The organism is Achromobacter sp. ISS7, from assembly GCF_056523125.1.
The window spans coordinates 25,048-51,228 of the sequence record NZ_JAWRZD010000002.1; the positions used below are offsets into that span (position 1 = coordinate 25,048).

24 protein-coding genes are annotated in these 26,181 nt (G+C 57.5%); 17 read left to right on the top strand and 7 right to left on the bottom strand.

What is annotated here, in order from left to right; genetic code table 11:
• Positions 1-20: 20 nt before the first annotated feature.
• The gene (locus tag AC1HFW_RS31665) at positions 21-854 is read right to left on the bottom strand and encodes a hypothetical protein (protein ID WP_054432661.1); all 834 of its coding nucleotides are present in this window, start codon (positions 852-854) and stop codon (positions 21-23) included.
• A 112-nt stretch (positions 855-966) separates the two neighbouring features.
• Positions 967-2,361, bottom strand: a complete 1,395-nt coding sequence (locus AC1HFW_RS31670) for a YqaJ viral recombinase family protein (protein WP_479286641.1) — start codon at positions 2,359-2,361, stop codon at positions 967-969.
• A gap of 95 nt (positions 2,362-2,456) precedes the next feature.
• Here AC1HFW_RS31670 and AC1HFW_RS31675 point away from each other — a divergent pair, with 95 nt between their 5' ends.
• From AC1HFW_RS31675 to AC1HFW_RS31730, 12 genes are all read left to right on the top strand, one after another.
• Positions 2,457-4,385, top strand: a complete 1,929-nt coding sequence (locus AC1HFW_RS31675) for a DNA primase (RefSeq protein ID WP_479286642.1) — start codon at positions 2,457-2,459, stop codon at positions 4,383-4,385.
• A 48-nt stretch (positions 4,386-4,433) separates the two neighbouring features.
• Positions 4,434-4,898, top strand: coding sequence for a hypothetical protein (locus AC1HFW_RS31680; RefSeq protein ID WP_479286643.1), 465 nt, complete (start codon positions 4,434-4,436; stop codon positions 4,896-4,898).
• On the top strand, positions 4,895-5,386 hold the full coding sequence (locus tag AC1HFW_RS31685) for a hypothetical protein (RefSeq protein WP_430771112.1): 492 nt from the start codon (positions 4,895-4,897) through the stop codon (positions 5,384-5,386). Before AC1HFW_RS31680 ends, AC1HFW_RS31685 begins: the two co-directional genes overlap by 4 nt.
• Positions 5,386-5,940 carry a lytic transglycosylase domain-containing protein gene (locus tag AC1HFW_RS31690; RefSeq protein ID WP_479286645.1) on the top strand — a complete coding sequence of 185 codons (555 nt, stop codon included), beginning with the start codon at positions 5,386-5,388 and terminating at the stop codon, positions 5,938-5,940. Before AC1HFW_RS31685 ends, AC1HFW_RS31690 begins: the two co-directional genes overlap by 1 nt.
• Positions 5,937-7,292 carry a secretion/conjugation apparatus DotM-related subunit gene (locus AC1HFW_RS31695; protein ID WP_479286646.1) on the top strand — a complete coding sequence of 452 codons (1,356 nt, stop codon included), beginning with the start codon at positions 5,937-5,939 and terminating at the stop codon, positions 7,290-7,292. The genes AC1HFW_RS31690 and AC1HFW_RS31695 overlap by 4 nt, the downstream gene beginning before the upstream one ends.
• A 10-nt stretch (positions 7,293-7,302) precedes the next feature.
• Positions 7,303-8,289, top strand: a complete 987-nt coding sequence (locus AC1HFW_RS31700; protein WP_479286647.1) for a thioredoxin domain-containing protein — start codon at positions 7,303-7,305, stop codon at positions 8,287-8,289.
• Entirely contained in the window at positions 8,289-8,921 is a 633-nt protein-coding gene (locus AC1HFW_RS31705; protein ID WP_479286649.1) for a hypothetical protein, read from the top strand. Before AC1HFW_RS31700 ends, AC1HFW_RS31705 begins: the two co-directional genes overlap by 1 nt.
• A 2-nt stretch (positions 8,922-8,923) precedes the next feature.
• Entirely contained in the window at positions 8,924-9,433 is a 510-nt protein-coding gene (locus AC1HFW_RS31710) for a hypothetical protein (RefSeq protein WP_156350336.1), read from the top strand.
• 19 nt (positions 9,434-9,452) lie between these two features.
• Positions 9,453-9,653, top strand: a complete 201-nt coding sequence (locus AC1HFW_RS31715; RefSeq protein ID WP_479286650.1) for a DNA translocase FtsK — start codon at positions 9,453-9,455, stop codon at positions 9,651-9,653.
• Positions 9,654-9,703: 50 nt separating this feature from the next.
• Entirely contained in the window at positions 9,704-12,481 is a 2,778-nt protein-coding gene (locus tag AC1HFW_RS31720) for a TraM recognition domain-containing protein (protein WP_156350343.1), read from the top strand.
• 51 nt (positions 12,482-12,532) lie between these two features.
• A complete protein-coding gene (locus tag AC1HFW_RS31725; protein WP_479286651.1) occupies positions 12,533-13,228 on the top strand; it encodes a hypothetical protein in 696 nt (231 codons plus the stop codon).
• Between the two features lie 71 nt (positions 13,229-13,299).
• On the top strand, positions 13,300-14,055 hold the full coding sequence (locus tag AC1HFW_RS31730; RefSeq protein ID WP_479286652.1) for a thioredoxin fold domain-containing protein: 756 nt from the start codon (positions 13,300-13,302) through the stop codon (positions 14,053-14,055).
• 54 nt (positions 14,056-14,109) lie between these two features.
• Here the strand turns inward: AC1HFW_RS31730 and AC1HFW_RS31735 are convergent, their stop codons facing one another.
• The 4 genes from AC1HFW_RS31735 to AC1HFW_RS31750 all read right to left on the bottom strand — a co-directional run bounded on the left by AC1HFW_RS31735 (position 14,110) and on the right by AC1HFW_RS31750 (position 18,571).
• The gene (locus AC1HFW_RS31735) at positions 14,110-15,348 is read right to left on the bottom strand and encodes an NADAR family protein (RefSeq protein ID WP_479286653.1); all 1,239 of its coding nucleotides are present in this window, start codon (positions 15,346-15,348) and stop codon (positions 14,110-14,112) included.
• 19 nt (positions 15,349-15,367) lie between these two features.
• Positions 15,368-15,721 carry a hypothetical protein gene (locus tag AC1HFW_RS31740; RefSeq protein ID WP_479286655.1) on the bottom strand — a complete coding sequence of 118 codons (354 nt, stop codon included), beginning with the start codon at positions 15,719-15,721 and terminating at the stop codon, positions 15,368-15,370.
• Positions 15,722-15,743: 22 nt separating this feature from the next.
• Positions 15,744-15,986, bottom strand: a complete 243-nt coding sequence (locus AC1HFW_RS31745; RefSeq protein ID WP_479286657.1) for a hypothetical protein — start codon at positions 15,984-15,986, stop codon at positions 15,744-15,746.
• A gap of 833 nt (positions 15,987-16,819) precedes the next feature.
• A complete protein-coding gene (locus AC1HFW_RS31750; protein ID WP_479286658.1) occupies positions 16,820-18,571 on the bottom strand; it encodes a hypothetical protein in 1,752 nt (583 codons plus the stop codon).
• A 121-nt stretch (positions 18,572-18,692) separates the two neighbouring features.
• Between AC1HFW_RS31750 and AC1HFW_RS31755 the strand changes: the two genes are divergently transcribed.
• Both AC1HFW_RS31755 and AC1HFW_RS31760 read left to right on the top strand, forming a co-directional pair.
• The gene (locus AC1HFW_RS31755; RefSeq protein ID WP_479286660.1) at positions 18,693-20,918 is read left to right on the top strand and encodes a helicase-related protein; all 2,226 of its coding nucleotides are present in this window, start codon (positions 18,693-18,695) and stop codon (positions 20,916-20,918) included.
• 23 nt (positions 20,919-20,941) lie between these two features.
• Positions 20,942-22,039, top strand: coding sequence for a hypothetical protein (locus AC1HFW_RS31760; protein ID WP_479286662.1), 1,098 nt, complete (start codon positions 20,942-20,944; stop codon positions 22,037-22,039).
• Between the two features lie 67 nt (positions 22,040-22,106).
• On the opposite strand, the gene AC1HFW_RS31765 is transcribed toward AC1HFW_RS31760, so the two are convergent.
• Positions 22,107-22,805, bottom strand: coding sequence for a metallophosphoesterase family protein (locus AC1HFW_RS31765; protein WP_479286664.1), 699 nt, complete (start codon positions 22,803-22,805; stop codon positions 22,107-22,109).
• A gap of 122 nt (positions 22,806-22,927) precedes the next feature.
• Between AC1HFW_RS31765 and AC1HFW_RS31770 the strand changes: the two genes are divergently transcribed.
• The 3 genes from AC1HFW_RS31770 (at position 22,928) to AC1HFW_RS31780 (ending at position 26,179) form a co-directional block, all read left to right on the top strand.
• The gene (locus tag AC1HFW_RS31770; protein WP_479286666.1) at positions 22,928-23,926 is read left to right on the top strand and encodes a nucleotidyl transferase AbiEii/AbiGii toxin family protein; all 999 of its coding nucleotides are present in this window, start codon (positions 22,928-22,930) and stop codon (positions 23,924-23,926) included.
• Between the two features lie 9 nt (positions 23,927-23,935).
• Positions 23,936-24,520: a hypothetical protein gene (locus tag AC1HFW_RS31775; protein WP_479286668.1), complete on the top strand. Its 585-nt coding sequence runs from the start codon at positions 23,936-23,938 to the stop codon at positions 24,518-24,520.
• Between the two features lie 960 nt (positions 24,521-25,480).
• Positions 25,481-26,179, top strand: coding sequence for a ParA family protein (locus AC1HFW_RS31780; RefSeq protein WP_082404731.1), 699 nt, complete (start codon positions 25,481-25,483; stop codon positions 26,177-26,179).
• Positions 26,180-26,181 lie beyond the last annotated feature (2 nt).

Genomic DNA, 26,181 nt, shown 5'->3' on the forward strand with positions numbered 1-26,181 from the left:
GCGATTAGCCGGCTGAGGCCTTAGGCGCTCGCGCGCTGACGCTGAGCGGCGGCCACGGCGTCCTCAGCGACGCCGTTCAGATCAGCGGCAGGCGCATCGGTGTTCCCGGCCGCCGCTTGAGCTTCCTGCTCTGCCGACGTTGCACCTTCCTTCTTGTAGGCTTCGAGCAGCGCGCCGATCTTGCCTTCGACCCACGAGATGGCCTCGGAGTAGTCATAGGCCTGGTGGCCGTTGACCATCAGGGGTTGGCCGTCGGCCTTCTTCATCGGCACGCCCCGCGGCGGCAGGCTTTCGCTGCGGACGAAGTTCTTGGCATCGCCGAAGATCGGGTTGCCGCCTTCGTCGTAGTCCGACGGCAGACGAATGATCGATGCCGGGAACGGCTTGTCCTTGTTGTTCGGATTCGGCTTGCGATAGAAGCCGATCTCGACAGGCGCATCGGCCGGCAGTTCGCCACGCTGGACTGCTTCCAGATGCGAGGCCAGGGAATTGATCAGCTGGAGACTGTTTCCGTCGACCTTCTCGGCCTTTCGGTCGAAAACGTCGAAGGCCAGCACCGCCAGAGGCTCATCGGGACCGCTGTCCAGCGTGAGGTAGGCGCGGAACATGTTGGTCTCGCCGTTCTTGTCTTCCTTGTCCTGATAGCTGGGCACCTGGCCGATGCTGAAGCGGGTAATCACCCCGCCGACCTTGGCTTGCGCGCGCTGGCCGATCGGCACCAGGTAGCTTTCCTCCTTCTTTTCCTTGTCGTAGAAGCGGATGTTCGGGAGCGGCAGCTCGAGGTTCTTCGAACCCCAGACGACTTGGCCGATGATCGAGGGGCGCGATGCGCCGGTGGAGGTGGAAAAGCCCATGGATTTCTCCTAGTTGAGATAACGCCCCAGATGGGGTGTGGTGATGGCTGACCAATTTTGGTCAAAGCCCCAAATTGGGGCGCTAAACTACACTTCGATAGTGCAACTACGTTTATTGGCGCGGCCGCTCATGCGGGGTAGCTTCTGCTTCGCTCGCCTCGGCCGCCGGACTGCTATCGGCAGCGGCCAGTTCATCGGTAAAGATTTCGGGCACCTTGACAGGCGGAAAGCTTGCGGAGAACCAGTCTTCGGCTCGGCCTTTCATTTCTTTTGCGACGGTAAGTCGCGGCTTTTCCGCAATGAACTTTTCGGGGTCCAACCCGGCGGCGAGAAGTGCGTCGAATGCGCGTGAAGGGTCGACTTTCTGAGTCTTACGGAATGGCTTCACGTCGACGCCTGATGCCTTGAGGTGCGCGACCATTGCATCCGTGTCGTACTTCTGGCTTGTTTCCTTAACCAGAAGGCTTTCATAGACTTCAACTGGCAGCGCAGCTCGCACGGCCTCGTCATCCAGAGCGGCAGGCGCTGTGAGCTTCAAGGCATCCTTGAACTCGATCGCTTGCCCATCGACGCGGAACGAATCCAGGCGCAAGCCCTTGATGAGCTTGTCGCGCAGGTCGTCCGACGATTTTTCGCAGAGGGTCTTGATGGCATTCAACTGCGCGATGCGAGTCGCAACTTCTGCATAGTCATCTCGCACCTGGGTGTCCAACTCCAGACGGCCCCGGACAACGTACTCGGGAATCTCGCCGCGCATCACGAAATCCCAGTAGTGATCTCCCGCTTCCTTGATCAGGTCGCACAGATCCGGATTGATCTGCACGAAGTCGTTCTTCAAGGACCATGTAGCCCAGTTGAACTGCGAGAGCATCGCTCCCACGATCTCGATCCCTTGCTCTTGGCATAGGATCGCGCCTTGGTGCAACTGGCAGGAGTACTGGAACGCGATATGAGCCGCTGCGTCGACCTCGGTGGGCGCTTTGTAATCGACGAGCAACCGGCCCTTCAGACTGATCGGGCCGTCGACTTGATCGAAAGTGGTCGGGCGTTCGAGCTTGACCATCTCGTCCGGCGAGTAGCGCATCCAGATCGCGCTTCCCTGGGCCTTGGAGAGACGGTTATACGACTCGACGTCGCGAGCAGTGTTGAACTCCTCGTAGAACCGCTTCGCGTGGATCGGTTCCATCTCGTGGCCGCGGCGCAGCACACCTTGCGCCGGCGCCGGAGTGCTGCGCAGGAGCTTCGCTTCGGCCCAGTCATGTGCAGAGAACTCATGATCGGCACGGTGACCCAGGTAATTGCGAACGAGACCACCGATCTCGCTACCACCAACTCCACCTGCGCGGATCATGTGCCACATCGCGTCATGAGGCATGACGTTGGCCATGTAGTCGATCCACTGGTTTGCGTCGGATGCGGCGATGGCATCGCGCTGAGGAAGCGCGTCGAGTCGCGCCCGAAGTTGAATTTTCAGGGCGTCCGTGTCGGGGACTGGGTAGATTCCCATGCCATTTCCGTAAAAGATAGGTTTTGTGCGGTCGAATTTGATAGTTAATATAGAAGCCAACAATTTCCTCGTCAAGCTGGACCAAAGGCAAAATCATGGGCTTTTCCACCACTCCTGATCATGATCCCCAAGCTGCCCGCCCGAAAGACGGTCCCCGCCCGTCTTCCCGCCCGGCGTTTCAGCGGCCGTCACAGGAGCGGAAGCCAAAATTCGAGCAGTCATTTATCGACGACGTGCTCTCTCGGACCGACATCGTCGACGTAATAGGCGAAGTCGTCGCGCTACGGCCGCGAGGCTCAAGTGGAGAAATGATCGGCAAATGTCCCTTCCACAACGATAGTCACCCCTCATTTGAGGTGAATGGCACCAAGGGGATCTACTCGTGCTGGTCATGCTCGGCAGGCATGAATGGAAAGCAAGGCGGCGACGCGATCGCGTTCATCCAGCGTTTCTATGACAAGAATTTCGTGGAGGCGGTCGAACACCTGGCGTTCAGAGCAGGCATCCCGATACCGGGAGACAAACTCGGGACGTCATACACCCCGCCTCGGCCGGCCCCACGCGCCTCGACGCCGCGGCCGCCGCCCGAGCGCGCCCCTGGTGAGCCCGATCTTGGGGCCGATCGAGGCCTCCTTCTTTCAGCCTTGGCCAAGGCCCAGCGCCTCTACGCCCAAGAACTGTCGGCCTCGCCAAATGCACTGGAGTATCTAGCGTCCCGTCGCGGAATTCGTCCGGAGGTTCTGCATAGCTATGGTGTCGGCTATGCGCCCCCGGGTTTCAACTTTCTTCGGAAGCACAATGACGACTATGCCGCGACCCGGACGTTCGTGGATGCCGGGCTAGCGAAGGATAGCGACAAAGGTTCGCGATACGACCTCTTCAGGGACCGGTTGATGTTTCCCATCCGCAACGAACAGGGACAAGTGATCGCCTTTGGTGGACGGCGACTATCGGACCAGCAGACCACGAATGCTCATGGGCAAGCAATCCGAGCGCCGAAATATCTCAACTCTCCAGAGACAGCCGTGTTTTCGAAGCGGCAAACGATCTATGGCTGGTTCGAGTCCGCGTCCGCCATCAAGGACGCTGGCTTCGTTATCACTGTGGAAGGCTATATGGACGTTCTCGGCCTGGCCAACCATCGGATCCAGAACGCAATTGCAACAATGGGCACGGCCCTTACAGAGGAGCATGTAGACAAGATTCTGGAGAGGACGCACCAGATCGTGATGTGCATGGATGGTGACAAGGCCGGGCAAGAAGGAGCCTTTCGTTCACTCTCAAGCTTGTTCCCCCGCCTGACCAAGGACGTCAAAGTTACATTTCTCATCCTGCCCGAAGAGCAAGATCCTGACGAGTATGTGAAGACCCATGGACGCGAGTCCTTTCTGGCGCAACTAAAGAACGGACTTACCTTACCTGAATTCTTCGAAAAGGCGCTGAAGACGATTTACGCCCTGGACGACAGTCGACAACGCGAACAGATGAAGTCGACAGCCCGGCTCTTGATTGCCCGCCTCCCTGCCGATAGTCCATTCCAGGAAAAACTTAGTCTCATCGTTGAGAGACTGGCCGCTGGCGAGCGGCAGCAACAATCGCGTCCGCAGGGCCGGCCGTCCTCGTCAGGGTTCCAAACCGCGACGAGCAACGCGCCCTCGGCTTCGGCGCCCACTGATCGGCTCCTGTTGGCCGTAATGCGGCTCCCCAAATATGCCGGAGCGCTTCGACCAGAACTGGTCAGAATGCAGCAATCTGTCGACCCCGACCTGTTGCCAGCCGTGGCGCAATGGCAGGTCCGCTTTGACCAAGCCCTTGCAGCAGGCGGCACGGCCCAGACCGTTCCGCTTTCTGACCAAGAGCAACGGCTACACCGCGCAATCATCGACGCAGCACCTTCCATCCTATCCCAACACCTGCAGCATCTCGCTCGCCAACGCCTAGACGACCAGCGCGCCCGCGGCCTAATCAACGAAAGCACCTACTTGGCAAGATTGGGTCGATCTCACCTTGCGAAACCGCGCTGAAGAAATAGAATTTATTGATGTCGGTTTTGCACCAATGAATTCTCGTTTATGACAGCAGTCACGGATCAAACTTTGTCTGAAGCGACAGTCCACATGGGGTCAATGATGGACGACCACATGGCGGAGACGCTTTTCATGCAAGAGCCGCCTCTCGTACGCCGCGATTTCGAGAAGGCGCTCTACAGAGCGATTGTCGAATCCTGGACGGTGCTCGAACAAGATTTGGCGGACAAGCGCTTGGGCCTGGAAGGCGTCATGAGGCGACTTGGTCAGATTGATGATTGGGCCGCCGGCCGTCTGTCTGGACATTTCGTGCTCATGCTGCTGCGCGACGCGGAAGTGAGCCATCCCAGCTGGATTCGATACATGCCGAAGCTCTTGGCGCAGAGGTACGAGGAACTGAGAGTGGCCCGCATTTGGTCTGCATTGCTCAACCCCGACGCAATGAGCCGGCTCCGTCAAGCCATTGAGGTGGAACGCAGCTTGGGCCAAGAAGGAGGATACGAGCAATGAGTTTGTTGAAAAGTTGGGGCGGCGCCTTGGCCAGGCCCTATGTGCGCATCACGAAGGACCTCGCACAGTCCTATCAGAACATCACCTCGTCACTGTCTTCGATCCGGTCCTCCATGCAGGAGAAGGAGACTGATGAAAAGGTGTTCGTCAACGCTCCGGACTCTGCAGCTGCATTCGAACTGCTGTTCAAGAAGAACAACTGGACTACCGAGGCGCTGGCTCTGCAATTGAAGGCCATGAAGCGCGCGAAGTGGATTTCGTTAGTTCTTGCGTGGATTCTCCTGAGCGGTTTGGTCGCAATCGGGATCATCGCTGATGGTCCGTACGGGATCTTGATTGGATCCGGATGCTGCCTGATGGGCGCCGTTGTCTTCGCGGTGAACGCACTGCGACTTGCGATCTACCAAACGCAAATTGAAGACCGAGCGCTGATTCGCTTCAACGAGTTCATGAGCCGACCGGATTTCTGGGCAAGGATCTTCTCCTGATGCGACGCACTTTCACTCTTCAGGCCCTGGCGCTCGGGCTGTTGCTGCTGTCGGGCCAGGGTACCGCCCTTGCGGACACTGGCAGTTCCAATGCGAGTGACAGCGTCTTGTCGCGTCCGTTGAACATTAGGTTGCCGGCGAGGATACCGGCCCAATGCGTGGATAACTCCGCGGCGCGATACCAGGTGCCGGCGATGGCGATCTTAGCGATCCTCAAGCAAGAATCCGGCGGACGTACCGGTGTCGTTGGCAACAACAAGAACGGCAGCAAAGACTACGGACCAGCCCAGTTGAACGATCGTTCATGGGGCGGCTACATGCAGCGCAAATACTCCATATCCCTCGATGCCCTGACCAACAACATGTGCCAAGCGCTGATGGCCCAGGCTTACGCGCTGCGTTACGAGTGGAATCGTTGCATCAAGCGAGGGGAATCTGACATTTGGTGCGCGATCGCCAACTATCACTCGCCGACGAAGAAATTTCAGGACATATACGTTCGCAATGTCTGGAAGCGGTACCAAACGATGGTCAGCACGGGGCGCTTTGAATGAACGATCGAAAAGACAGCGATAGCCCGATGATGTGGGTTGGGCTCGGGGCCGGCTGCTTCGTGATCCTTGGTGCATTGGTCTGGCTCGTCGCTTCCCACAGCATCGTGTATTACCTCACCCCGGTAATGAATGCACTCGCTTTCCCATGGCGCCTGCTGCCGTCAAGCTTGACCGGCTCTACGGTTCCGGACCTCGACTTCAACTATGTCCTGTTCCGCCGGCATGCAGCCCACGTTTCCTTGGGAGACTGGCTGTCGTACGTGAGCGTTGCTGTTAAGCCCTGGTCGGTGCTTTTCGCCTTTGTCGCGGCAGGACTCTTTGTCCGCCAGACGAAGAAGATCAAAAACAGCCGGATCAACGCTCGACTCACTCCGAACGAGCTGGCCAGGAACATGATGAATACGTTCACCGATATCGCCCCGGTGGTCGAAATTCAGGAAAAGCTGGTCGCCAACAAGCTGCCGCGATGGGCACGTCAAGTATTCCCCGAAGAATTCATTCGCGCTGCGAAGTACCATGGGCAACCGGTGCTGGTTCCTGATCGAGAAAGCGACGCGCTTGTGATCGACAAGGATCGTATGACGGGATTTCTGCGGCAAACGACCAAGTACAAGCACGGGAACAAGGTGCTGCTCCGCTCTCCGTTTCTTGGACGCCAAATCGTAGATGTCCGTGGAGACGGCGCGGAGTCCAAACCAGTTGTGTTCGTTGATCGATTGTCCGATGCAGGCAAAGCGATCTACGCGATTCTTGCCCCTTACGCATTTAACAATAAGCAAGGCAAGGCCCAAAGCAAGGCGGTCAGCGACGCCCTCAACATGTCTGCCTACGGCTCTCCACAGGGCATGGCCAACCTTTCGATCCCCGAGGTCGCTGAGTCGTTCGAAAAGTGGCGGGATCATCCGCTTGCTCGAAAGCTCGCCAAGATCCATCACTGGGAATACACGTTTCTCTACGCCTTGCTAGAGCACGCTCAGCGCAGCGGAAAGATTGGTACGTGGTCGTGCATCTGGCTCAAGCCGACCGACCGAATCATGTTCTACACCTTGAACACAGTCGGACGAAAGACCCCTCATAGCGAATCTGGCTTGGCGTTTAGCCAGGTGCAGTACGAACGAAAGGTTGTCCGTAAAGGACGCATTCCCATTCAGCCGGACGGACAGCCCGTCATCTTCACTGAACGTCTCATCGATGCCCTATGCCGGGAATGGACGGAATGGCTGAACGGCGACGATGACTCTGAAGAATGGTGGAAGGACGAGAAGCTGGGTGACTGGGAGCAAAACACGGCCCTCATGAGCGCTCTGTCGGACCTCAATGCCGCGAAGCCGGTGCCTGCAAACATTGAATGAACAACGAACGATGAGCGGAACAAACACTCTCAAAATTCATCACTCGACGGGCCGTTTCGTACCGGTGACGGTTAGCGACATCACTCATGTGGAAGATCAATTTGATCTCGCTCGTTCGCTCAAAATCATGATTCGACCGACTGGAGAGGTACGAGGGTTGCGGCGCCGAACCTTCTGGCTTGAGGTCGATTTCCGCGCGGATCTTGACGACCCGAAAAAGGGCCACCGCATCGGCCGAGTTCATCTCGGTCCCTTTAGCAAGCGACGAGCCGAGCGCGAGCGCGACCGCATCTTGAAGCAGGCATTTGGACCTGCCCCAAGTCCCACCCCCAGTGGGGTGTGGATCAAGCGTGTCTTGCTTGCCGTCTCATTTAGTGCATTGGGGTACTACCTTTTTGCGCCCCTGCCTATCACCGAGATGTCGAATGTAGAAGCCCGAGCATTCAGTACCCCCCGGGTAGCTGCTGCAGGCTATTTGACTGAAGTCAACCTTCGCAATCTGACAGCAGTTGCTGGCCACGCCGGAATTCCGATCCTGGCGAAGGAGGGGTATCAGGCTCGGCCTGCACCCTTCTTTGTCTTCTCGAGCTTTAACTGCGCAGAGTGCTCTCAGATGAATGATGTTCTCGCGAACATCTCTTCCGAGCACCTGCCGGTGATTCTGCCGGCAGACCTATCCGGTGACAACGTCGATGACGCCTTGCGTGTCATGAGCCATGTCTATTGCGCAGAGGTGCCAGGGGATGCGTGGCTTCAATACAGCGCCAGCGCTTCACAGCCGAACGATTATGCGCAATGCAACTGGCAAGACCGCGTGCGCCTGGCTGCCACAGCAGGCGCCCTATCAGAAGCAGTGGAACCGGGCTCCGAACTTCCGGTGATCGTTGCTCCGAATGGAGCACTTCACGCCGGCGCGATCGTCGGCCCGACCGCGCAGAGTGATTTGGAGGCGTGGCTGAAAGCAAATGCCAAACCGGCACAAACAGGAGAACTCTGATGGGTGAGGCGAAACGTAGAGGCAACTTTTCAGAACGCAAGGTGGAAAGCCTCACTCAAAACTTGGCTAGCGGAATTGGCCGGTCCAAACACAGCGTTCGGATCTGCCGATGCGAACAAGTTCAATCCCTTCAACTGTTGGTCGAGGGGATCAACAAAGGCATGTCCGGCGTAGGACTCAGGCGCGAGATGAAGCCTGAAACTCTTCTCCGCGTCGTCCAGGTGCTTAACCACGGCAGCGCCGCTGAGATCAGCCACTTGATGCGTGATGTGGCGGGTGAGTCGATCAGCTTGGCAGCAGGTTCCTCTTCTTCCGGTCCTGCAGCCCTCGAGGCACTTTCTGATGCTCAGGCTCAATGTGCGATCGCTTTGCGTTCAGAACTGCCAGCGGCAGACGCGTATACGGCCGAATGGAAACGTGCCGCAGATCTACTCGAGGCTCATCAGGCATGCCTTATGGCGTGGGTAGCGAGTGGCAAGGCGGAATCCGACAGCCCCGAAGCCGGACCCTCCGATCTCACGATGATCGGAATGGAATTTCTCGAAACGCCTGACACGCGTAGAGCCGCAATCTCGTCATTTGTCGCAGGCACGGCCGTTATGGCCAGTGCGCTCAACCTCTTCGTCGAGTAGCCATGACCGGATCGAACCAGCTTGGTCCGCAGCCAACCTTCTACTTGAGCGAGAGCTGCGGAAGCACACTGCGAGACGAGGTCACATCCCATTTGGCGCGTGTGCTTCTTTCAGCCCCGCACCTGGAAGTCTCGCACCTCTTTCGTGATGCCACCGCTCAGGTTTGGGGAATTCCGGTGCGGGATGGCGATGACCTTGAGGCAATCGGCTTCCTGGCCAGTGCAATCGCTGATGAAGTTCTTTCGCTGCGCGCTTTCAACCAAGAACGCGGTGCTGATGAGCTCGACCGCGCGATTCGACTGATTGACTCTCTTGAGTCCTCGCTCCGCATCTGGATCTCACACGGTCAACCCTGGAACGCTTTGGCGCGTGCCAAAAGCGAACTGCTACGCATTGCTCGTCTCGGCACTTCCTCAGCCGAGCTGCGACTTACTGCATGCGTGCCATTTCTTACGTCTTCTGCGCTGATGCGAGCCGAGTTGAGTGCTTCGCAACGCGATCACTCCCACTAACCGCTATCCGGGTAATTCGATGACCACCAATCAATATCACGAGGCAGTCGCGTTTGTCGTTCGAGAACGCCGCGCCGGCGCCAGCGTGTTGAAGCAGCAATTCCGACTCAGCGACAGCAAGGTGCAGCGCTATCTCAAACAGATGGAAAAGGACGGCATCTTGTCGTCTCCGGGAATCGGCGGAGCACGCGAGGTCCTCCGTCAAGAAACCAGCGCATGAACCATCTTCAGCGCCGACGCGACTAGCCCTTAGACCAGAACGAGCTCCAAGTGCCGAAACACATCGAGAGACAGCATGAAGTAAAGAACGACCAGCGGATCGCTGACGTTCGCCCCTGGGGAGAAAAGATGCAGGAAAAGCTCTCCGATCCGGGGAATTTTCTGTTCTTTGGCGGCCCCCTGGTGATCCTCGCCCTGATCATGCCGGTCGTGTTGCCCATTTCGATCCTCTTGTTCTTGGCGGGCCACTTCGCAGTGATGCGAATGAAGTTTCTGCTGCCCTATCGGTACCCGGCACACCGGGGCACCAATCCCGAGACAAAGAAGCCAGGGGATGGAATTCTGTTGATAGGTTCCGTCCGCGCTGAATCACCCTACGAGAAATTCAAGCAATGCTGGCTCAGCGACAGTGATCTGCGTAAGCATTGGCTCATCATGGGCTCAACGGGTTCCGGCAAAAGCGAGACCCTTAAAGGCATCTTCTACAACGCACTTTGCTGGGGTTCGGGGTTCTTCTGCGCAGACGGTAAGGCAGACAACAAACTGCCTACTGACGGCTATACGATGGTGAAGGCATTCGGGCGCAGTGACGACATGCTCGCGCTGAACTTCCTGCTTGGTGGCAAGACGCCTCAGCAGGTGGCGCGCTCGCGCCGGCGTCGGTCGAACGGACTTAACCCGTTCTCCACTGGAGACGCGGATACGTTGATCCAGATGGGCGCAAACCTTCTTCCCAAGGCAGAAGGCGATGGTAAGAGCTGGCAGGAAAAGGCACTTGCTGTCTGGCGTGCCGTTATCACCGCTCTTTGCTACAAGCGCGACACGCAGGGCTTTACCTTGTCGGTGGGCGTGATCATTGACTATTTGTCGCTGACCAAGATCGAGGAGCTCTACGTAGAAGGTCACAAGGAAGCAGCCGCCTCTGGAACTCAGAGTTGGTCATACGGCTACGTCGGCATCAAAAACTATTTGGACTCGGGTCTACCTGCGTACTCCGTAGAAAAGCTTCAGAAAAAGCACAACCTTGTCGATGCTGGCGTGCCGCTGCCGCCTCACTCGATGAGCGGCCAAGGGTCGAAGGGAAAAGCCGCGCCTGGTCGAGAAACCGAACAGGATCCTGCCGCCCTGGAACAGCATGGCTATCGTGTTGGCCAGTTGATGCCTGTCCTTAACCTTCTGGACAAGACGTACGGCTACATTTTCCGCGCGCCATTCTCTGAGATCGACATGATCGACGTGGCGCTGCACAACCGTATCCTCTTCCTCCTCATTCCTTCCCTCGAAAAATCGAGCCAGGAAGCGGAAAACCTTGGCAAGCTATCCATTGCTTGTCTGCGAGTGATGATGGCTCGCAACCTCGGTTCTGAACTCGAGGGATCGCGTGAAGAGCTGATCGAATCCAAAGCGACCCAAGCCCCGTATCCATATATTGTTGCACTTGACGAACTTGGTTACTATTTTGCTGATGGCATCGCCGTTATGTTTGCTCAGGCGCGAAGCCTTGGAATGTCGATGATCGCGGCTGCACAGGATCTGGAGAAACTGACAGAAGGATCGCGTGCCGCTGAAGCCGGCGCCATGATGGGCAACACGGTGAACAAGATCTTCATGAAGATCGACGACCCCGACAAAACTTGGAAGCTGGTCAGTGCCACGGTTGGTAAAGTGCAGGTTGCCTCATATGGCACATATGAGGCAGGCCGCGGTGCCGGCGGGTATAAGCGAGACACCCGGCTGTCCGTAGGCGAGCAAGAAATGGTGACCTACGGGGAAATGCAGAAGTACACGGAAGGCCAAGCGGTGATGAACGCACTTGGCGTCTCAAGCCGTATCAGCACTTTCTATATGGGCGATTGGCTCGAGCGGTTGCGCAATCAGTCGTTCCATCTAAACAGATTCCTGCAGGTCCATGAACCGAGCGAAGAAGAGGTTGAAGCCTATTCTGTTGAAGTACCCACGGCCAAGAGTACGCAGAAGCTTGAAAACGGCCAAGCCCTGATGGATGTGCTGACTGGGCGCCGTACGACCGCTCCGGCACCTCAGCAGCCCGCATTCGCGGAGCTGTCGCGCGTGGCAGCCATTCTCAATGCCGAAATGTCTGGCATCGATCCGGTGGAGCGAGGCATCGTCTTCTACATGTCGCTGCGCAATCTTATTGCATCTGGTGCGACGCAAAGCGTTAGCAAGGACGCTCATTCTGCTGCGGCTGAAATCCTTGGTTCGCCTGAAGCGCAAGGCCTGGCTCAATCGCTCGATGAGTATGGCCTTCCCGATCCCTTGTCGCTACTGAGGAAGCCTGTCTCCGAGATATTGCGCCCGGTGGATGAAATGCCCTTGCGCACTCCGGCTGTCGCACACTCAACCGGCGCCTTTTCTATGAGCCCGGAGCCCATCATCCCTGACACATCCGTTCCCGGCCTGAGCGCACCTGCAAGCAGTATCGGCGACTTTGGTTTCGGATATGGTCAGAGTCAACCTGCTGACCCGGTGCAGCAACTGATTGAAGACGGGCGCCCGGGGATGCAACCTGGCCAACCTGCAGCTTGGGTTTCCCAAGCCGTTGCAGACGCAAACCACATGATCGAGCGTCCACGGAGCGCTAATAACTCTGCGATCGGGTTGAGCGAACCGACAATGGAAGAGCTGGCTGCGTTGGAGAAGGAACTGGGCAGCCCCACCCCGAAGGCTTCGGCGCACACCATGCAAAAGGTGGTTTCCGCTCACATCACGCCGAACACCATGGGCACTGGCGCCGTCTCCGTGGCTGAGATGGAAAGCTTTTTCAACGACGTCGTTTTGGGACCTAACGACGAAACAGCGACCAAATAACATTTGTTTTGCAGGTATGATCCAAATACAACATCACTCTTAGCTTTCGCCATGTCCGCAGCGAACCTACCACCGCCCAGAAGCACTCTCGAAGATCGGGACTTCACGTCCTTCGTAGAGCTTGAAAGCCTGGGAGCCAACTTCAATCCGAAGTACAAACGCATTCTGTATGGGTACGCACGGGATGCTTTTGTGGAAGCGTGGCACCGTGGCCTGAACCACGGTTGGAGAGATCTGCACTACCAGGAAAACACGCGTGCGAATGAAAGGATGCGCGCCGCGCTCGCTTCCTTAGGGCCTGGACAGGAAACGGCGCCATCGCATCCTGTTCGCCCCGAGTTGCCGCGTGATACGACCATCGACATGGGGTGGTACGGTCAACGGTTTCCCCTCATCTACGGTACACACATGGACCTCTTCAAACAGGTCCATGCCAGGCAAAAGACACCACGATCGGCGTACCCTGAGCTGGTGAATCGGCTGTATTTCGCTGTCCTGTCAATCAGCTGGCGCGCCGGCTGGGAAGCTGGAGAGATGGAGGCCAATGTTCAGTTCGCTGAACGACAGCGTACCTTGGCCAGCACTAGCCTGCTGACCATGGACCAAGAAGCCACCGAGCTTGAGCAAAGTCACGTCTACGACTGCACGTTAGCTCTGTTTGATTTGCCCCGACCCGGGCAAGATCAGGAAAAGTCAACGCAGTCCGAGGTCAACGGAAAACCTCGGCACCGAATGCACGCAGGCTAGCCCCCTTGAATCTGCTGTAGGCGATTTGCCATACTGTCTTCAACCCCTCGAAAACTCAGATAAGGTTGAAGATGCAGATTCGTCGCCTCGTAGCTCTCTCCATTGTTTCCTTGGCCGCCGCGGCGCCTGGCTTAGCGTCGGCGCAATTCAACATCGAAAAGCTGGTGACTGATTCGGTTGGTGCGGTCATCAGTGAGGTGACGGGTACGCAGTCCAAGCAAGCGCCCGAGGCCCCCGGCAACACGGCCTCGAAGAAGCCTGCGTCATGGCCGGCCGAAGTTCGCTGGTACGACTATTCGCAATCCGCGCCTCAACCCTATGCTCCCGGGCCTGCGCGGCGCATCACACAGAAGGGCTATGCTGATAGCATCGCTTTCGACTCACTGCCGTTGCAGTACGCCTTCGTGCGCAAACGTGGCAATGGTGCTCGCAAGATCGCCGTGTTCGTGGATCCCTACTGCCCGTACACCCGCATCATGGAACGCAGCCTGAACAAGATCGACAACGTCACCATCTACACGTTCGTTGCGCCGATTTTGAACGCCACCAAGCAAAAGTCGACTGCGATGACGGCTCAGATCGCATGCCAACCGAACAACCAGGCACGCGCACAGGCCTATGACAACTGGATTCTGAACGGGGTGGCACCGACCGTCGTGGCCCCTTGCGACAGCGTCGCGCAACGCATTATCGATTCTCTGAAGGGCATCAAAAGCAAGCGCGGCTTGGTCTACGCCGAGATCTCCCCAACGCTGGTGTTCGACAACAATTTCGCCGCCACTGGCGGGCTGACCGACGAACACTTCAAGCAGATTCTCTCGTGGTGAATGGGAGGTAGGTCAGCCGCTCCAGCACTTGGAGCGGCTTTTTTTTCGCCACAGCTATGGACGGGGGCGCGAGAACGAGAACGATGAGTGTCGAGTCGACGCGCCTGCTGCGGGAGGAGATTGACGGGCTTGAGCAGGCACTACGCCGTCTTGGAGATTGTCACGACGCTCCATGTATGTGTAGCGCGCACGAACGTGCTCGAGGCAGGCGCCCAGAAGGTTCGATCCTTGCCAGGCGCCCGGGTCCCGAATTCGCGGATCGTTGATTGCCAGGCCTACGCCCCAGATCTTGTCGTACGGGCTCGCTTCAACCAAACGAGTACCGGCGGTCGCCAGCAGAAAATCTTTCATCTCCGGTTCTTTGAACTTTGACCGGAGGATGCCTCTCATGATCGGCTCTCGATTGGCCATCCAGATCTCATCATCAAACCCGCGGACCTGACGACCCAAGGCCTTTTGCTCCCGTTGCCCGGGGGTTTCAAGGATCCTTTCGGCCGTCTCATAGTCATGAAACAACAGCGCCTTGTGATACATGAGCGCCTGCTCGGCACAACCGAATTCGATCCCGACGTGTCGAAATGGACGCTGGTGCCAGTTTGAAAGGGGAGACGACTCATTGAAAAATGTCGTCAAGCCCGCCTGGATCACTGTGTTCCCGGGCCCCGCGGCCCTACCTGAGCGCTGGCCCATCGCCTGGACGGGAACCAGGCTCCTGGCGAAAGCCTCGCGCCGCAGCGTTAGCCAGCCGGCGAGTTCGCGGTAAATCATGTCCAGGCCGTCTTCATCGTTTCCATACTTCCGATCGAGGATCGAATCAGATAGCACCTCGTCGATCTCGCGAATCGCATCCAAAGTGGACACGCTGGCCGCCCGTACTCCTTCAGAAGTCAGGAGAGCCTCGAGCTTATCGTAGCAATCTCCGCCTCGGAGACGCTCCAAAATCACCTTAGGCAGATCGTATTCAAGCGCGCTGGCTAGTCGTTCATCCACGTCTGAACTCTGCTTGCTTTGGTCCGTACCAACAATTGGTGGTTGTTGGGCGGAATCCGGCTTGGCTAGGCCGAGTTCATCAAGGAACTGGACCGCCGCCCGCTTGTGCGCCCCGATCGGCATTGCGTTCACTGCGGAAGTCATCTCGGCGATCGCGAGCGTCGGCTCGCCGGTCGATCCTACACGGAAGCAAGGCAAGAGCTCAGCGAGAAACGAGTCATGGGGGAAGGACGAAAATGGCCCAGCGTTAAAGCGTCCTGCCAAGCCTTCTTCCACGGAAAGGGAGATTGCGTATTTGCTCATGAATTTTTCCTAACCCGATTTAGCCGCGGGGGCGAGACAAGGGCGCCCTGTCGGTCTGCTCGGCCTGGACGCGCCGGTTGGCCTCCGCTATCAATGACTGATAGTGGAGATCTGCGTCTATGCGCTGACGCAGATGGGCTGTTCCGCTATTCGCCGGCGTTGCCTCGAACTCATAGACGGTCACCGCGTCGTCACTGGCCGACATATCGACCACGTACGGTGATCCATTCATTGGTTCGATCAGAATCACGCCGGCGCATTCTTTCGCACAATGAGCGTCGATTACGCTGCCACCACTGCGAAGCAGATCTCGGAGACGCTGGGCTTTGACGCGCTCGATGGGCGTCGCCATGCGAGTGTGTGTGATTGCCATGTTTATCCTTTGTAAGTAACGTTTAGGGCCGGGGACGCCGCGCCGAGCTAGGGCGCATCTCTTCCACTGCTACTGCGTCAATCGATACTGCGGTTTCCACTTCCGGGGAATTTGCAAAGTCGATCGACTTGGCTAGCTCCTCAGCCCGCTCCTTGAAGTCATCGTTGGACGGTGATTCGCCTTCGATCTCAACGTCGATCCAGAGACTTCGCGTGATCGTCTGATCAATCAGGACGCGACGCCGGTGGTTGCTGGGTTGTTCCATGACAAGTTCTCACTGGTAGGTTTGCTGCGGAGTTCAGACGCGAGGGGAGGTCTGTGCCTGGTAGGTTGGCTGCGGAGTTCAGGTGCGGGGGTCGGTTTGCTCCTGGTAGGTTGGCTGCGGAGTTCAGGTGCGGGGAGTTGGACTGCGCCTGGTAGGTTCGCTGCGGAGTTCAGATGCGGGGAGTTTGTCTGCGGCTGGTAGGTTCGCTGCGGAGTTCAGGTGTGGGGAGTTGGTCTGCTGCTGGTAGGTTCGCTGCGGAGTTCAGGTGAGGGATTGGTCTGCGCCTGGTAGGTTCGCTGCGGAGTTCAGGTGCGGGGGGTTGGTCTGCGCCTGGTAGGTTCGCTGCGGAGTTCAGGCTCCAGAGTGGACTGTTCGTTGCGGTTTGACTGCTTTGACGCCTGGCGCTCATTAATGAGCGTTCGAACTTGCTCCACCGCACTCCCGGACCGAATGGAAGTTCCTGTGTAGCGGAGAACTGTCCAACCAGCTTCTGCGGCCGCGTTGTATTTTTCCGTGTCGCCAATGAACCCTTGAGGTCTGTTGTGCCGCCCATGGCTATAGACGCCTCCCTCAACCTCGACAGCCAAGCGAAGGTCCGGCCAGGCAAAGTCGAAGCGCCAACGCCGAACGGGATGGAATGCGAACTCCCGTTCGGGAAGTGCCACCTGCAGCGCACGTAATTGCAGATAGAGCATTGCTTCCAACGGACTCTCTGCGGCCTGGTGGATCCCCGGCTTTTGCGCCGGGGATACCGACCGCGCCTTGCCACCGGGCTTACTTGAAGCTTTCGCGCCGGTTAGCGCCCGGTACTGGGCGACAGTTAGCCTCATTGCTCACGCTCGCTGACGATATCGCTGGGGCTGAGGCTCGTCGACGGGATACTCGTCAATGGGAACGATCTCTGCCTGCTTCATAGCGCCCTCACGGAGCTTCGTGAAGAGCTCACCTGTACGGGACTCAGCCTGGGATGTGGGCGAGTCCCCAAGCACCCGACGTACCCAGCTGGTCATGCGCTCGAAAGCTGCTTCAACCACCCTGAAAAGGCGTCCCGCGGTCCTATCAATGATGTCGTCACCAAGAGGTTCGTTCTTGGCGGCTTCTGCATCGTTCAGAACCAAATGGCCGGCTTTCCAGAGCGCGAAACCGTGAGCTGCAGCCTCCTTCGGATCATCGCACTGTTGCAATGCGCCGGAGGCAGCCTTGATGCGCACAAGTGTCTCGCGCACGCGGTCGTTCAAGCGCGAGCCCGGCGCGAATGCTGCCTCCACAGACGCTTGATCGATTACGTCAAGCAAATGCTCGTGCGCGTAATGCCACACCTCATGGCTGAGTGCCAAAACGGGGTCCCTGCCGCTCAAGCTGACCTGGATCAAGTGGCCAAGCTGACTGCCCGCCACCTGTTCGCCAGTGGCGGCGTCGAAGACCTTGGCTGCAAGGCGGATCTGTACGCTACTTCCGAGCATTTCCTCTGCGCTCTGCAGCGCTCGAGTCAGGCTCGCGTACAACTCATGGTTCATCTTCACCGGATCTTGCGCCGGGACGATGTCGCGTGAATACAAAGGCTGCGCAGCAGACATTTTTTCCCTCACAGCGTCGTTGATGTCGAACCCAGGTACTTCAACCTGCCGGCCGCCCAGGTCCAACTGGATCATTCGTGTTTTCATGCCGGTTCCTGAAATGAGCTTGTCTGCGATCTTCGGCAAAATCTTCAGGTAGAAGTCGTCCAGTCCATCTCGCGATTGGTGAGTGCCATCGCCCCCGTTTCGCATGCTGCCGGTGATCCAGGCGATACGGTTGTGGCCACCTTGTGCCGCACGCTGAATTTGCCGACGCAAGATCAGACCCGCCCAGGACTCCGTGTTCGTGACCCAGGGACCCTCAGGGATCGTGCGCCACTCAGAAAGACGGCCTCTCTGAGCCCAGTCGGACTGGATTTCTTCGATGAAGAAGAGATCTCCCCGAAGCGACACACGTGCATGAGCCACCATGTTGGAGACCTGCTCACCGGTCGCATCATCCGTTACCTCGCGCCAATGGCTGAATCTGACGCCACTGGCGTGTTCCCGCCGTACCCTCAGGCTTTTCAGCTCATCGTGTAGTCGGATGGCTCGAAGTGGATCGTCGTGCAGCGCCTCGAGGTCGAAGTCCAGCTCCTCCAGCTCGAACCGTATGTCGGCAATTCGGTCATCGACGTTGTCCCGCTCGCTGTTTAGGAGATAGAGCGACTCTCGATACACATCAGTGGGGTATCTCGGCTGCGAGAACGATTTGTACTGAGACTGGAGCAGGTCCATCTCCTTCACCGTGGGAGTGTGCGATAACAGCCACTGGATCAGGTCTTCCCGCGTGATGGGGTCTTTGGCGCCGGCTCCGACCAAGCTCTCAAGGTGCTGGGTTACCCCAGATTCCGCGATCTCCGCACCCTTCACACCTTTCGTTGTGAGTCCTTTGATAAAGGACAGCCACTGAGCTGCTGGCGCCCTACGTTGGGCTTTCTCCAACTCGGAGACCAGCTTGCTAAAAAATGGGACGGTTCCGTCCGGAAAGGTCGGCCTGTTGAGATAGGCATAGACGGCTCGAGTCATTCTGGAGTCCTTATCGTTGTGCGAAATCTGTCTTGAACACGCACTTTGATCGCTAGGTTTTGTACGTATAATATCGCAAACATTTATAGACAGCCGACCCAATTACCGCGATTTAATCGACATGGCTTACGAGGAAATCGATGCGCCGGCGCACCTCATGGAGTGCGCTAGAAAGATGGGGCTCAACCACCCCATTGAAGCTCTTCTGTGCGCGCCGGATCGATATGAGGACTACCGCTATGTGGTTGACTCCTTCGATCAGATCGCAGCATCTGCCAGCCAGGTGCCGGTGATAGCCAAGGTAAAGGTCCGCGGCGACCAAAACGGCAAGCCTTCAATTCGCGGATACGGTCGTCGTGATGGTCCCGTACCTGTAGGCGGGTACGCAGATCGCAGCAAGCTTCTCGCGAAGGATCCGTTCGCGTTTCGCGTGTTCCGCCTCGAGATCGACGTGGAAGACTCCCAGGGCCAGGCGGCAATCATTTCGGCATTCGGCTCCGTCGGGCAGTGGAAAGACACTCCCGCAGGCCAGGATTTGATCGTTCGCGGCACTTTCGAGCGTGCCTACGGGCGAAAGCAGTTCAGGGACGTAAGTGTGCTGGCCCCGGGCCAAGTGGGCGTTATCGCACCTATCTATCTTGGCGCCAGTGGCAAGGGCGTCAACATGCATGCTGTCGCCGAAATGGTCAGATGGGCATGCTCCTCTGACGAACTTCTCGAGGAAGCAATGTTCGCGGCATGCGAACAAATACGGCAGGACTGCGCAGGTCTACCCGACTCTGAGATTCTTCGCCTTTGCACGCCCGAAGCTTGCGAGCTCAGACCCCAGACGTTGCCCGAACTCCTCGCTAGCATGCATCGTCCGAACTCATCGGAGTTAGAAGGGCTGGACGCCATCCAGATCGCGTCGAGAATTTGTGCGCTTGGCATGCAATGTCGAGCGCAGCGTCAGAATGCTCGGGCTGTCTGCCCTGAAGCACCTATCGGAACGGTGGATGAACTCCGCACCCGGGCAACTGCGCTGATCGCAGCCGTGGAGAAACGCCGCGGATATCCGCTGACTAAGAACCAAAGCCAGGTCATTCTCGGAGTCGCTGAGCGGCTTGCCTCCACGCGGCCGCTTAACGGCCTGCTGAGCGGGGAAGTCGGAGCGGGTAAGACCATTGCGTACTCGGTACCTGCGGCAGTCGCTCATCTCTCGGGGGCACGCGTGTGCATCTTCGCACCCACCACCTTGCTGGCGGACCAAATCGCGAAGGGTATCGCTTCAGAGTATCAAGGCGCGGTACCGGTCGAACTCGTGAAGGCTGGCGGCAAGATCCGTAATCATGACGCGATTTTGGTGGGTACGACAGGGCTAAATTCCGTCGCGTCTAAGCAGGGCTATCAACCTGATTTCGTTATTTTTGACGAACAACACAAGCTGCACACGGCAGCGCGTGAGGCTCTGGTTCAGCCTTACACGCACGTCCTAGAAGTCTCCGCTACCCCCATTCCCAGATCGCTAGCCTTGTCGCTCTACGACGGAATGGACTTGTTTACCTTAAATGAACAGCCGGTGAAGAAGGAGATTCACACTGCACTCATCGACGTCAAGCATCGCGGCGTAGCTGCGCACGCGTTGAAGCGCGCGATAGAGAAAGGCGCACGGTGCGCGGTCGTTTTCACCCTAGTTGATCCGCAGGAAGGGACGCCGGCCGCAGGTGTAGGCGTCGAAGATGGCAGGTCCAAAGGCGCAAGCAAGGAAGCTGAGGAAAAGGCTAGGCGCACTGCCATAGATAGTGCGGCGGATCTTGAGCGGTTCTTCCCAGGCCAGGTGGCGCTGCTTCACGGGAAGATGAAGCCCGAAGCTAAAGGCACTGCACTGGACTCCTTTCGAGCCGGAGTTAAGAACCTCATGGTTACCACGACTATTTTTGAAACTGGCATCGACGTGCCAGACATTCAGGTCCTGGTGATTCGAGATCCAGAGCATCTTGGCCAAAGCCAGTTGCATCAGCTTCGTGGCCGACTGGCTCGATCCGGCGGGTTCGGCCTTTGCTTCTTGCTGACGGAGGACGTGAACGCGCTCTCTCCTGAAAGCTACGCACGGTTGAACCAGTTCAGCAACACCTTGGATGGATACACCCTGGCTCGAGCGGACATGCTGGCGCGCGGGGCCGGCGATCTCGAAGGTCTCCAACAGACCGGCCGCGCTAGTACCACTTTTAAAGGCATCAAGCTGTCTATTCAGGACCTCCTGATGGACGAATCACGTCGCCCCGAACTTGTCGTCGAAGCTTCTCTTTCAGACGAAGACGCAGGCCGAAAGGACAAGCGGCAGACACAGTCAACGTTGTTTGCATAACCCTTCCAACAGAGGAAATCATCATGTCTATCGCAGCACTCGGATCGTCTGTTCCGCCGCCGCCCGAGATCGGGCCCTCGCTCTCGAAGCGCTTCGAGGACTTCAAGGCGGACGCCACTCAGCACTTTCAGCGCGCCACTGCACGTGTCGGCGTCAATGAGGAAGAGCGTCAACAGCTCGCCAAGCGAGCAGCCGAAGCACTCCAGATGCTGATCAAGGCCATCCTGACAGTGCTCACGATCATCATCAAGACGTTGAAGCAGTGGGTCGGCCTCCCGGATAAGGAGCAGAAGGAAGCAACACCGACCGCAACAAACCCGGCGCCCTCTGGAAGTGGTGGCATCCCGGGCGCCGCGCTCGGCCTGGCACCTGGTGCAACTTCGTTCGCCGAAGCCGGCGCTGCGCCGCCCCTTGGCAGCAACGCGTCGGATTGGATGGACGCAAGCCATCCTTTCAAGGCTGCAGCCCCGCGCTCGGACGAAGGTGAGATCATCGACGTCGAGGCTTACGAGCGTACGGCGCCCGCATACCTGGGCAAGCCACTCTATCTCCTGCCTGGCGATCGCGAAGAGGCGGTCGTTGAACAGGCGACGCAGGCCGCACTCAGCATGGTGGCTCGACAGCTCGAGAATCCGGAGGTCCGTGAACGAGTTGCTGAACTGCTGGCCAAGGGTGACACCGATGCCGTAGTTGCCGAAATCATGGGTCCGACTTTCGAGCACCTTCGTGACCACACGGAGACCGTCAAAAAGACCATGGCCGACGAAATCTCGGAGATCGTACGGTCGAAAGTCCCTGATGAAAACCTGCGAGCCGCGGCTGTCAACGAAATCATCGAGGCTCTGCCGGTGGTAACCCCCCACAGTGCGCTCGACGATGCGTCGCTCGGGGAAGTCGTCGCCCATCTTCGTGGCAAAGGCGTGGAGCTGGAGCAGCTGGCAGCCTACCGTGCCCTTATGGGCGCGGGAACTGGCCTGCTGGCTGGTACTTTCGATCCCTTGAAGGATACGACCAATCAGCAGCCGTACGTGAAACGGGAACATCCGTTCTTCCGGCGACCAAACCAAACCGCGGAAACGCCGGCGCTGCCGGCGTTGACCTACGATCGACCGCGGGGCTAAACCCCTGCAAGTCTTTAAGCCCGGTGCTCACAATATGACCGGGCTTATTTTTTGCTTCCTCGTCCGATCAATCAAGCAACTGCCCGCTTAGAGTCATGATTGCCCTCTCACCCACGCCAAACTGCCTGACCGCGCCAGCATGCACCGGGTATGCGACCGAGCAATGTTGGTGACCATGGAAGCTCCAGCGAGCCCCCATCGATGTAGCGAGATTCTCCAGCACCTCAAACCCGTAAGCATGAGGCGTTGGCGCTTCGTGAGTTACCAGGATGTCTGCACGCTTCGCAGCCATCGAGGCATAGCGGTCTGGGAAGATCGTGGAACGGTGCTTTAGCGGCAGTCCCTCGCGCCATCGATTGCCTTTGCCCATAGTCGCCAAGTAGCGTTCTGTCTGGATCCCCTCGCCGTTCGGCGAGCCAGCGGCTGGGTACCATATCTTTTGCCTGAACACCCCGCCCAAGCCAGCGATACGCAGTCCCCCGACCTCGACAATTTTGTCGTCGATGCAATGGAGGTTGGCATGACCAGGATCTTCGACGAGCCGAAGATAGAGTTCTTCCGAGTCGGTATCGTGATTACCTATGATCCACAGCACTGTGCAAATACTTAGGACGGGAGCAAGGACCTTGCTCAAATAGTCCGGTGCATCCAGATCTCCCAGCAACACCACGGCTTCAGGCCTCCGCGAGATAGCGGCGCGCGTGATGTGGTCGAACTTGCCGTGCGGATCCCCGCAAAAGAGGATATCTGGGAGCGTTGAGGTCATAGGTTGGCTGCGGAAATGGGCCTTAACTATACATCCGAGTCTCCCCAGTCTCTTGAATGCGCAAACCTCAGCCAGCTACAATTTCAACAAACGGTTTTGCACTATCACAACCTAGGATAATTATGCGCCAACTCATCAAGCCGGCCTCCCGCCGGCCGATCACCGCAGAAGAGAAACACCTGTGGGCCGAAATGGCGCAATTGCTCCTTCTGGAAGCACTGTCTGAAAGCTCAGGATGGACATCGAAGGACCTCGTGTTTCATGGAGGGACGGCACTCCATTTGGCCTGGTCGAGTCCCCGATTCTCAGAAGACCTCGATTTCCTCATGAATCGAGATCTGCTCGCCACGATGGGGGATACGATGCGTGGCGCCGTAGAGCGGATGCAGCGCCATATCCTTCGACTGGATGCGGGCATCAAGGTTGAACTCAAGGACAAAAGCTCGCCGCGAATGGGCCGGTTCACGATCGCGCTTTCGAAGGCTGGAGTGATCGGGAAAGCGATCGTCAAGTCGGAGTTCTGGGGCGTGAATGACGAATACTTGGCACAGTACAAGGTTTCGCCGCGCGTGCCGATCATGCCTGAATCAATGACAGTTAACGGCATGCTGGTTCGTCTGCATTGCCCACTGCCAACGGCAACCCTCGACTCCATCTTCGTCGACAAGCTGGTGGCGATGGCAAACCGTCCGTACACGAAATGGCGGGACATTTTCGATCTCTGGTGGATCTCGCAGAACCGCGAGTTTGCTCGGCCGGCAGAGGAGACGCTCGCGCAGCGCGTGGAAGCCTATGCCTGCGCCTATCGGACCGATCCGAATTCGGACGGGGAAGAGGACAGCACAGTTGGCGAGGCATCTGTTGAGACACTGGGGGGGCGCCTACGTGACTACGCATCCCGAATCAATACGGAGGAGCAAATTCTGCTTGCAGAGGAAGAGTTGCGGCGGTTCCTGGTGGACTATACCGGCAAGACGCGCACGTCCTTTTCGATTCGCGACGTTCGAGACATGGTGGCCAACGCCGTAGAGACGGCTGAACGCGTCGCATCGTTGATCGACGAGCGCAATGACATCTTGGTCGAAGATGCTCCGCGGCGCCGCGAGCGACAAACTGGCTAGTGGGAAACGATGTCCAATTCTCTATTACGACTGACGAAAATCCCGTCGACGTTTGGTCTTCATGACCTGACCAAAGAGGGCACCCTTGGCGAGTCCCTACAAAGAGAAAACGCCAAGAAATTTGTCAGCAGAATGCTCAAGCTTGGCGTGGTTCAACCCGCAGGCAAGCGTGCCGGCGTCTATTACAACCTGGTCCGTGACCCCAGCGCGGCTCAGAATGAACGCCTTGTGGCGGTGAGTCGCCTCTTCCCCGAAGCAATCGTGATCGGAATCAGCGTGCTCCACGCGTATGGGTGGGTGACTCAGATTCCGCATACGATTGATGTCGCAATCAGCTCTTCCCGTCGTACAGTGCCGGAAGTGAACGGAGTGTGTCTACGCCGTAGGAACGCGAAGTGGTTCTCACAACAGCAAGCGGCGGACGCTATCTTACGCACTGGTGAGTCCCCGTTTTATCTCGATAGCCTCACACCGCGCGCGGCGCTTGAGGATGTTCGGAAAAATTCTGACATTTGGCAACCTGACGACGATGACTTGTCGATTCCGGACGACGATGAAGAACACATCGAACGCATTTATCGCCCCAGGATCTAATCGGTTTCACGCGTGAAACCTTGTGGTTGGGCCGTGACGCGTGTCAGGTGCTAGCGTAGTCGGAGCTTAGATGTGACCTAGCGTGTCTCCCGAAGGCGTCGCCGTAGTTTCACGCGTGAAACCGCTGGCGCCAGGCTTGCATCGGGTGCAGCTCCATCCCGAAAGCGCTACGTGGCCCAATGGTTTCATCCAGGATGGGGCATCTTCGGGGTTTCAGTGTCACGCGTGAAACCGGGTCATATTAGGGTCGGGGAATTTCGTCCCGTATGTTTTCACGAGTATTTTGCACATCGAAATCCCAATGGCACGTCGCCGGTTTCACGCGTGAAACTCACCAACGAAACGCCGGCGGGCAGCCGCTACACACCATCGCGCAACAGATGCAGCAAGGGCACCCTCGAGTTTCACGCGTGAAACTCGAGGGTGCGCAGGGCGGCGGACTAGGGGCATGCGATGAGAGCATCCTTTAAGATCATGGCCGTTAAATGCCCTCAATCCTTACACGGTTTCACACGACTAGCATGCTCCGGGTCCCGAACACACTGACTTCGCCCGCCTGTCGGTCACGAGCGACATCGCGCCTATGATGAAACGCGCGGGAAGTTTCACGCGTGAAACTTTATAGGCTACGCAATCGAATCGACTAGGTGGCATGCGAAGAAGGTAGTGTTCAGGTAGCAACCGTCATCAGATCTGCCGTTGCAATTTCCGCAGCCTGGCTGGCATCGATCCAGGCAGAAATCAATATGCACCACGGTCGAGCAGTTTCACGCGTGAAACTGCTGGGCCTAGCCGCCAGTGCAAGCAAGGCGGATTGAGTTTGTTTGTTGGGAAATCAATAAAAAACATTCAAATTGATTTTGCTTTAACGTATACTTCGCGAGAATCAACCAGGCTCCGACGCGTGAGCTTGTGCCCAGCACGAGTTTCACGCGTGAAACCGTTCTCAAGGATCACGTTATGGCCACTGCCGCTCGCAAGGCTCCCAAGCCCCTCGCTGAGGCGATCATCATCGCCGTGTTCAATCAAAAAGGAGGCTGCGGCAAGACACAGACGTCAATGCAACTCGGAGGAACGCTGGCACTGCGCGGCTACCCCACTCTTATTGTTGACGTTGATCCCCAAAACACGGCCACTGTATGGTCCGGCAAGGCTGATTCAAAGACCCCGTTTCCAGCCACTGTGGTGTCTCTCAGCTCTCAAAAGAACGCCATGATTGGCGAAGTTGAGAAATTTTCGAAGCAATACAGCTTCATCATCATCGACTGCCCGCCGGCGATCGAGTCCACCACTCCCTGGGCGGCACTCAATATTGCGAACCTGGGACTCATACCAATCATTCCGTTGCTCGACAACATGTGGGCGTCGGAAGAGGCGAAAGCATTGGGAAAAGAGGCCCAACAGCGAAACCCCGATCTGATTCTTCGCACGGTGCCCACAAACGTGAGCCGGGGCAACCTCTACGCTGAGTGCATTTCAATGCTTCGCGAGGACGAAGAAATTCCGATGCTTGAAACACCCATGAGCCATCGGAACAGCTATCCGGAATCTCAGATCTTCGGCTCTACGGTTCATCACGCAGGGGCGCGCAATAAGGCGGTTCAGGAGGTGGAAGCCTTCGCTACCGAAATCCTCAAACTGTTCAACATCAAAGGGTGAGG